Source organism: Paraburkholderia sp. (assembly GCF_035656215.1).
Taxonomy (GTDB): Bacteria; Pseudomonadota; Gammaproteobacteria; order Burkholderiales; family Burkholderiaceae; genus Paraburkholderia.
Genome location: NZ_DASRSY010000301.1, coordinates 1 through 6,728 on the forward strand (window position 1 = coordinate 1; position 6,728 = coordinate 6,728).

At 61.5% G+C, this 6,728-nt stretch carries 6 protein-coding genes; all 6 read right to left on the reverse strand.

Going from position 1 to position 6,728, the window contains the following annotated elements; all coding sequences use genetic code 11:
• Positions 1–137 precede the first annotated feature (137 nt).
• On the reverse strand, positions 138–428 hold the full coding sequence (locus tag VFE81_RS17040) for a hypothetical protein (RefSeq protein WP_325045716.1): 291 nt from the start codon (positions 426–428) through the stop codon (positions 138–140).
• Positions 429–691: 263 nt separating this feature from the next.
• A complete protein-coding gene (locus VFE81_RS17045; RefSeq protein ID WP_325045717.1) occupies positions 692–2,107 on the reverse strand; it encodes an amidase in 1,416 nt (471 codons plus the stop codon).
• Positions 2,108–2,263: 156 nt separating this feature from the next.
• A complete protein-coding gene (locus VFE81_RS17050; protein WP_325045718.1) occupies positions 2,264–3,025 on the reverse strand; it encodes an ABC transporter permease in 762 nt (253 codons plus the stop codon).
• Positions 3,022–3,948, reverse strand: coding sequence for an ABC transporter ATP-binding protein (locus tag VFE81_RS17055; RefSeq protein ID WP_325045719.1), 927 nt, complete (start codon positions 3,946–3,948; stop codon positions 3,022–3,024). The genes VFE81_RS17050 and VFE81_RS17055 overlap by 4 nt, the downstream gene beginning before the upstream one ends.
• Positions 3,949–4,162: 214 nt before the next feature.
• Positions 4,163–5,755 carry a tannase/feruloyl esterase family alpha/beta hydrolase gene (locus tag VFE81_RS17060; protein WP_325045721.1) on the reverse strand — a complete coding sequence of 531 codons (1,593 nt, stop codon included), beginning with the start codon at positions 5,753–5,755 and terminating at the stop codon, positions 4,163–4,165.
• An 86-nt stretch (positions 5,756–5,841) separates the two neighbouring features.
• Positions 5,842–6,728 (reverse strand): OpgC domain-containing protein (gene opgC / locus VFE81_RS17065; protein ID WP_325045720.1); only part of this gene is annotated, 887 nt, incomplete at its 5' end.

Genomic DNA, 6,728 nt, shown 5'->3' on the forward strand with positions numbered 1-6,728 from the left:
CCCTAACGCCTGCGCCAGATGGTTCAGATACGCGTCAAATTCGTCGACATCTTCTCTCATCGCGATCGCCCGAAGTCTGTATTATTCAATAGTACCAGGTATCGCTTTGATGCAAATATTTTATTGACACAGTAAGACTAGAAGCCTGTCACCACCATCGCAAACACCAGCGCTGCGCCGCCCACCGCGCCGAGGAACGTGAAGCACTGTTCGTCCGCGCCCGAGCGGCGTGCCCAGATTCGTCCCGCCAGCGCAGCCAACCCTGTGATGCCCAGAAACAACGATAGCGACGACCCCGCCGTACACACCATGCCGGGAAACTCGTCGCTCCAGGCGCACGCATAGAGCTGCCGCACGGATACACCGACCACGCCGATCGCCACCAGTACGCCGGCAATCAGTCCATCCCGCTGAACTCTGGATTTCATGTGCAGCTCTCCCGCATCACGCCTGCTCTCATCACGGTCGTCCCCCATCCCTGTACGCGATCCAAAACGGCCGCCGCGTGGCTGTGCGCCTCGATACGGTGGACGGAAAGCCATGTCGCACGGCTCTCGGTTCATACCGCCATTGACGGCGATTCGACGCGTGCGGGCATCGTCCGGATGGACTAAGGGGATTGCCTGACGGGTTGCGGTGCGGGTTGCGGTGCAGGTTGCGGTGCAGGTTGCGGGGCGGGTTGCGTGGCGAGTCAGGCCGTCTGCGGCTTACCGACAAACCACGTCCCGATGAGCGCTTCGATCGCGCGCGCGGCGGACAACAACGCCGCTTCGCCGCGCGGCTTACCGACGATCTGGATGCCGACCGGCAGACCGCTTGCGCTCATCCCGCACGGAATCGCGATGACCGGCATACCGGTGAGCGTCAAAGCGTAGGTAATGGCAAGCCAATCGATATACGTATCGAAGTGACGTCCGACTGCGTCGCGAATATCGCGCGCTTCCACCGGGAACGGCAGCACGATAGACGCCGGGCAGATCAGCACGTCATAACGTTGCAACAGCGCGTTCATCTTGTGGAACAACAGGCCGCGCGTACGGTGTGCCGCGAGCATTGCGCGGTTATCCACCTGCAGGCCGAACTCGATGTTCCAGATCACGTTCGGGTTCAGCACATCGCGATGCTGAGCCAACACCTCTTCATAATTCGCCGCATACGAGATGCCGCGCAGCGTGTGGAACGCCTGGGTCGCCGCGCTTAGATCGAGATCGCTTTCATCCACGCTGACGCCTGAAGTTGCCAGGCGGCTCATCGTTTTACGGCAGATCGCGAGGATCTCCGGCTCGACTGTCGCGATACCCAGCCCTTCGCTGAATGCGACACGCGCCGGACGCTGCGGCCTGCGTGCATGCTCCAGAAATGAAGTGGCCGGTTCGCTCATCGACGTCGGCGCGCAATCGACTTCGCCGCACATCGCGTCGAGCAGCAACGCAGCATCGGTTACGTTGCGCGCCATCGGCCCATGAATGCCCAGCGTGTCGTACGGATTGGCGGCCGGGCCATACGAGACGCGCCCCGGCGTGGGACGCATGCCCACCACGCCGCAAAACGCCGAAGGCGTGCGCAACGAACCCGCCAGATCGGAGCCCTGCGCGACCCACGCCGTGCCTGACGCCAACGCCGCAGCCGCGCCGCCCGAGGAACCGCCTGCCGAGCGCGACAGGTCCCACGGATTGCGCGTAATGCCGAACACGCTGTTGTACGTATGACCGCCGGAGCCGAACTCTGGTGTGTTGGATTTCGCATAGACCACGCCACCGCGCGCTTCGAGCAGTGTCACGCCGGCGTCGGATGTCTCCGGAATGCGATCGCGATAGACGAGCGACCCGCGCGTGGTGCGCACGCCGGCTACATCGGTCAAATCCTTGATCGGCACCGGCAGTCCGCACAGCAGACCACGCTCGCCTACCGGCTTCTTCAGCAGAGCATCAGCGCGAGCATGCGCGCGCTCGAAACACAGTGTGGGCAACGCGTTGACCTGCAGTTCGACGCGCTCCACCTGCGCGGCGAGGGTGTCGAGCAGGTCATGCGGACTGACTGATTCCTTGCGCAACAGATCGACGATTTCACACGCGCTTCGCTCAATGAGACTTAAATCGACGGACATAGTGGCTATCGGCTCCGGAGGGGGGATGCCCGTCAGTTTCGCATGTCACGTGCATTTGCGTCGTCAGACTGGCACTTTCTTCGTGGTCGCATTCACAGCGCCACGCTTCTTGCCAACCGTTCGTCGATCTGCTCGTGATCGATCACGTCAAAACCATCAGCTCTTGAGCCGATACCCGGTCTTGAAGATCCACGCAACGATCACGAGAAACACCGCCAGAAACAGGGCGGTCATGCCGAGGCTGACACCGACATCCACATCGGCGAGGCCGTAAAAGCTCCAGCGAAATCCGCTGACCAGATAAACAATCGGATTAAACAGCGTCACGACCTTCCAGAACGGCGGCAGCATATTTATCGCATAGAAACTGCCGCCGAGGAACGTGAGCGGCGTGATGATCAGAAGCGGCACGAGTTGCAGCTTCTCGAAGCTATCCGCCCAGATGCCGATAATGAAACCGAGCAGGCTGAATGTGACCGCGGTCAGCACCAGGAACAGAATCATCCAGAACGGGTGCTGCACTTGCAGCGGCACGAACAGCCCGGCGGTCGCCAGAATGATCAAACCGAGCAGAATCGATTTGGTGGCCGCCGCGCCCACATAGCTCACCACGATCTCCAGATACGACACCGGCGCGGACAACAACTCGTAGATCGTGCCGGTAAAGCGCGGAAAGTAAATACCGAACGATGCATTCGAAATGCTTTGCGAAAGCAGCGACAGCATGATCAAACCCGGTACGATGAACGCGCCGTAACTGATGCCGTCCACTTCCTTGATACGCGAACCGATGGCCGCACCGAATACGACGAAATAAAGCGAAGTCGAAATCACCGGGGCGATGATGCTTTGCATCAGCGTGCGCCAGGTACGCGCCATCTCGAACTTATAGATCGCGCGAATTGCGTAGATATTCATTGGTTACCTCGGAGCAGACTGACGAAGATGTCTTCGAGCGAACTTTGCGTCGTATGCAGGTCCTTGAAGCGAATGCCGGCGTCGTCGAGCGCTTTGAGCAGCGCGATGATGTCGGTGCGGCCGCCCTCGCCTTCATACGTATAGATCAGCTCGTTACCGCCCTTGGCGACATCCAGTCCATACCCGGTCAGCGCCGACGGCACCTCCGGGAGCGGGCTCTCCAGTTGCAGCGTCAACTGCTTCTTGCCGAGTTTGCGCATCAACTCCGTCTTCTCTTCCACCAGCATGATCTCGCCCGCGTTGATCACGCCGATGCGGTCGGCCATTTCCTCGGCTTCGTCGATATAGTGAGTGGTAAGAATGATCGTCACACCGCTCGCGGCAAGCGAGCGCACCAGCTTCCACATGTCGCGACGCAACTCGACGTCGACACCGGCCGTGGGTTCGTCGAGGAACAGCACGCGCGGTTCGTGCGAGAGCGCCTTCGCAATCAGCACGCGGCGCTTCATGCCGCCTGAGAGCGTAATGATCTTGCTATCGCGCTTTTCCCACAACGACAGATCGCGCAACACCTTTTCGACGTAAGCCGGGTTTTTCGGCTTGCCGAACAGCCCGCGGCTGAACGAAACAGTCGCCCAGACGGTTTCGAACGAATCGGTGGTGAGCTCCTGCGGCACGAGGCCGATCAGCGAACGCGCGCCACGATAGTCCACCGCGATGTCGCGGCCGTCCACCATTACGTTGCCAACGCTTGCCTTGACGATGCCGCAGATGATGCTAATGAGGGTGGTTTTGCCCGCCCCGTTCGGGCCCAGCAAAGCGAAGATTTCCCCGCGGTTGATCGCCAGATTGATGTTTTTGAGTGCATGAAAACCCGTGGCATAGGTTTTCGACAGGTTCGTGACCGAAACGATTGGCTGCATGGATTCGACGATGGCAGACACCGGTATTTGATTGGAGGGAGGCAGTGCGAATACGCGACCGCACCCGCAATGTAAATGAAAGTGAGAAAGCGTGCAGCATATCCACGAGATTCCGAAAAGCCGACAGACAGGATCAAGGTCCGCCGGTGCGGCATGTCTGGCATTCAGGACCCGCTGTGGTTTTCGCCAGATCTGCCAGATTTGCCGGATCCCGTCACGGTTCGGCGCACGCGAAGCTGCTGGCGAGATTCACATTGCCCTTACCGCTGTAGCGGGGAAACAGCGGGTAACGGCACAACGGACGCGAGCGACCGTTGGTCGCCGCCGCAATATCGGTAGCAGTCAAGGTTTCGGGCGATGCACCATGCGTCACCCAATTGTCGAGCGCACCCAGCAGATCCACCGATGGAATGAATACGCCGCTGCCGTGTTGGAAACCCGGCACCATGTAGAGCCGCATGAACGCATTGACCTGGTCGATGCCAAAGCGATCGACCAGCGCTTCGTAGTAGGCGATCGTCTGATTCGGGCTGATGACTTCGTCGGCGAGACCTTGCAGCGTGATGAGTTTGCCGCCACGCGCGATGTAGCGTGCGAGGTCGGGGTTCATCGCGCCGATCGTCTGTGAAAGCGCGATCAACTGCGCACGATATCTACCGGGATGCTGCGGGTCGAACCTGAGCGAGTCGAACTCCGCGTCACGCGTCACGAAATAGCGGATATAGCCGTCGCCCTGCGCGAACAGGTAGCCGTTGGCGAAGAAGGTCGGCACCGGCAAGCGCTCAGGTTGATGCGCCAGCCCGAGCAGGCCGCTCAGATGCGTGCCCTGAAAGATGTTGTAGCCACGATAGCCGCTGACGTCCCACGCCAGTTTGTAGGGCAACGAGAGGCCGTCGCGCATCGTCAGCAACGTGGAGAGTTGCGGGTCGGTGAGGCACTCGTCGTGCGAGGGTTCACGTCCGGCGCAACGCAACGAGGCGATAATTTCCGCTTCGTGTTCCCTGCACCCGGCAACGTCGCTAATGATGCCGTCCGCCGCGCCGTCGAGCCGGTCGCAGACCGCGAGCGTTCGTTGATACACGTGCTCGAGCAACAGCGGCGGGATAAAACCACCGGGCGTCGCGTACTCCGCCTGACCGAGCTTCACGCCCATCAAACGCACACCGGAAAAATTGAGCGCGGGCGAATTGGCGATCACACCGTCGTAGTCGTCGGGATAGCGCTGCATCACCGTGTAGCCTTCGCGACCGCCTGTCGAGCCGCCGGCGAAGTACATTCGTTGCGGCGGCCGGCCGTAGGCGCGCGCGATGAGCGCGAGCGCGGCGTCGTGCGTTTTCTTCAGATGCGCGTAGCCGAAATTCGTCACCGCTTCGTCGACGAGGCCGAAGACCGCGAGCGACGAATTACCCACATGCCCCGAGTCGTCGCCAAAGGTCGCATAGCCTTGCGCGAGCGGTGCACGATCCGGAGAGAACGGCATCACGCCCGTCCCGCTCACCACCACGCCGTTATAGCCCCCACCGCCGATCTGCAGCGCGCGGCCGTTCCAGCGGCGCGGCAGATTCAGGTCGAAGCGGATATCGGGCGTGCTGGCCTTGAGCCCCTTGATGCGGCCGGTGATACGGCAATATTCACCGCCTTGCTGATTGCCGGGCGCGGTAGCCGCCACCATTGCCGCGCTTTCGATCTGCACGCCGGCAGTGGGCGACGCGATCAGTTCCGGCGGTAACACCGCGCCGGCGAATTCCGTGCAACGCATGGCGAGCAGCGCGTCCTTGGGCGCGGCGAATGCCTCCGGACCGCTCATCAGCCATAGCACTGCGCCGACGGCTGTGACGGCCGTGCGTGAACCGAGCGTGGAACGCACGTGGCGCACGTGGCGCACACGCGCCCTCACCCGTAACCCGCGCCGTTGGCTGCCGTGCGCGATTGCGGCCCTTTCCAGTCGTTCCAGCCGCGCGCGATCATCAGCAACGCGCCGATGGCGACCAGATCGCCGCCGAGTCCGATCAGCGTGCCTCGAAAGCCGTGGAACGTGTGCGGCGTTGCCGTGTCGACAATCAACGACACCAGCGTGCCGGTGACGAAACACACCAGTCCGGTACGTCCGACCGTCACCACGGCCGGCAACCGCTGCGCGAGCCACGCGACGCTGCCCATACGCACAAACTGCGCGGCAACCCAGGCGATGACAATAAAGTTGATCACGCGTTCCACGGAAAGGTTCTGTTTATGCACGCCGGGCAGCGGCTGTGTCAGCACAAAGAGTTTGACGATGGCGAACGCCAGCACCGCGACCACCGCGGCCCGCGTGAGCCAGCGCGCCGTGGAGGTTACGTGAAAGCGCTCGCTGATGGGGTGCGCCCGGCACAGAATGCCGAGCACGAACATCAGTTGCCATGCAAACGGATTAAAAGCCCAGTCGGCCACGTCGTCAATGCTGAATAGTGCGGCCAGCGGCCGGGCGAGTGCCCAGATCGTCACGCTCAAGCCCAGCGCCGCGAGCGACGAGCGGCGCGCCAACGGCACCACGAACGGCACGAATAGCGCAAAGATCACGTACATGGGCAGTACGCTCGAAAGATACGGCTGGCGCCGCAGCAGCGCAATATCGAATGCCTCGCGCAGTGGCTGAACCACGAACGGCTGCCAGCCGGTAAGGTCGACCATCGGCTGGTTGAGATGCAATAGCGCGAGGACGGCGCCGGATAACAGCGTCAATACGGCGGTCAACAGATAGGCGCGATAGATTTCCCAGCAGCGCCTGACGAAACGCATCT

Bases quoted from the DNA above. Each gene is read 5' to 3' on its own strand.
- VFE81_RS17040 (WP_325045716.1), bottom strand. From the start codon at position 428: ATGAAATCCAGAGTTCAGCGGGATGGACTGATTGCCGGCGTACTGGTG.
- VFE81_RS17050 (WP_325045718.1), bottom strand. From the start codon at position 3,025: ATGAATATCTACGCAATTCGCGCGATCTATAAGTTCGAGATGGCGCGT.
- VFE81_RS17060 (WP_325045721.1), bottom strand. From the start codon at position 5,755: ATGAGCGGTCCGGAGGCATTCGCCGCGCCCAAGGACGCGCTGCTCGCC.
- VFE81_RS17055 (WP_325045719.1), bottom strand. From the start codon at position 3,948: ATGCAGCCAATCGTTTCGGTCACGAACCTGTCGAAAACCTATGCCACG.
- VFE81_RS17045 (WP_325045717.1), bottom strand. From the start codon at position 2,107: ATGTCCGTCGATTTAAGTCTCATTGAGCGAAGCGCGTGTGAAATCGTC.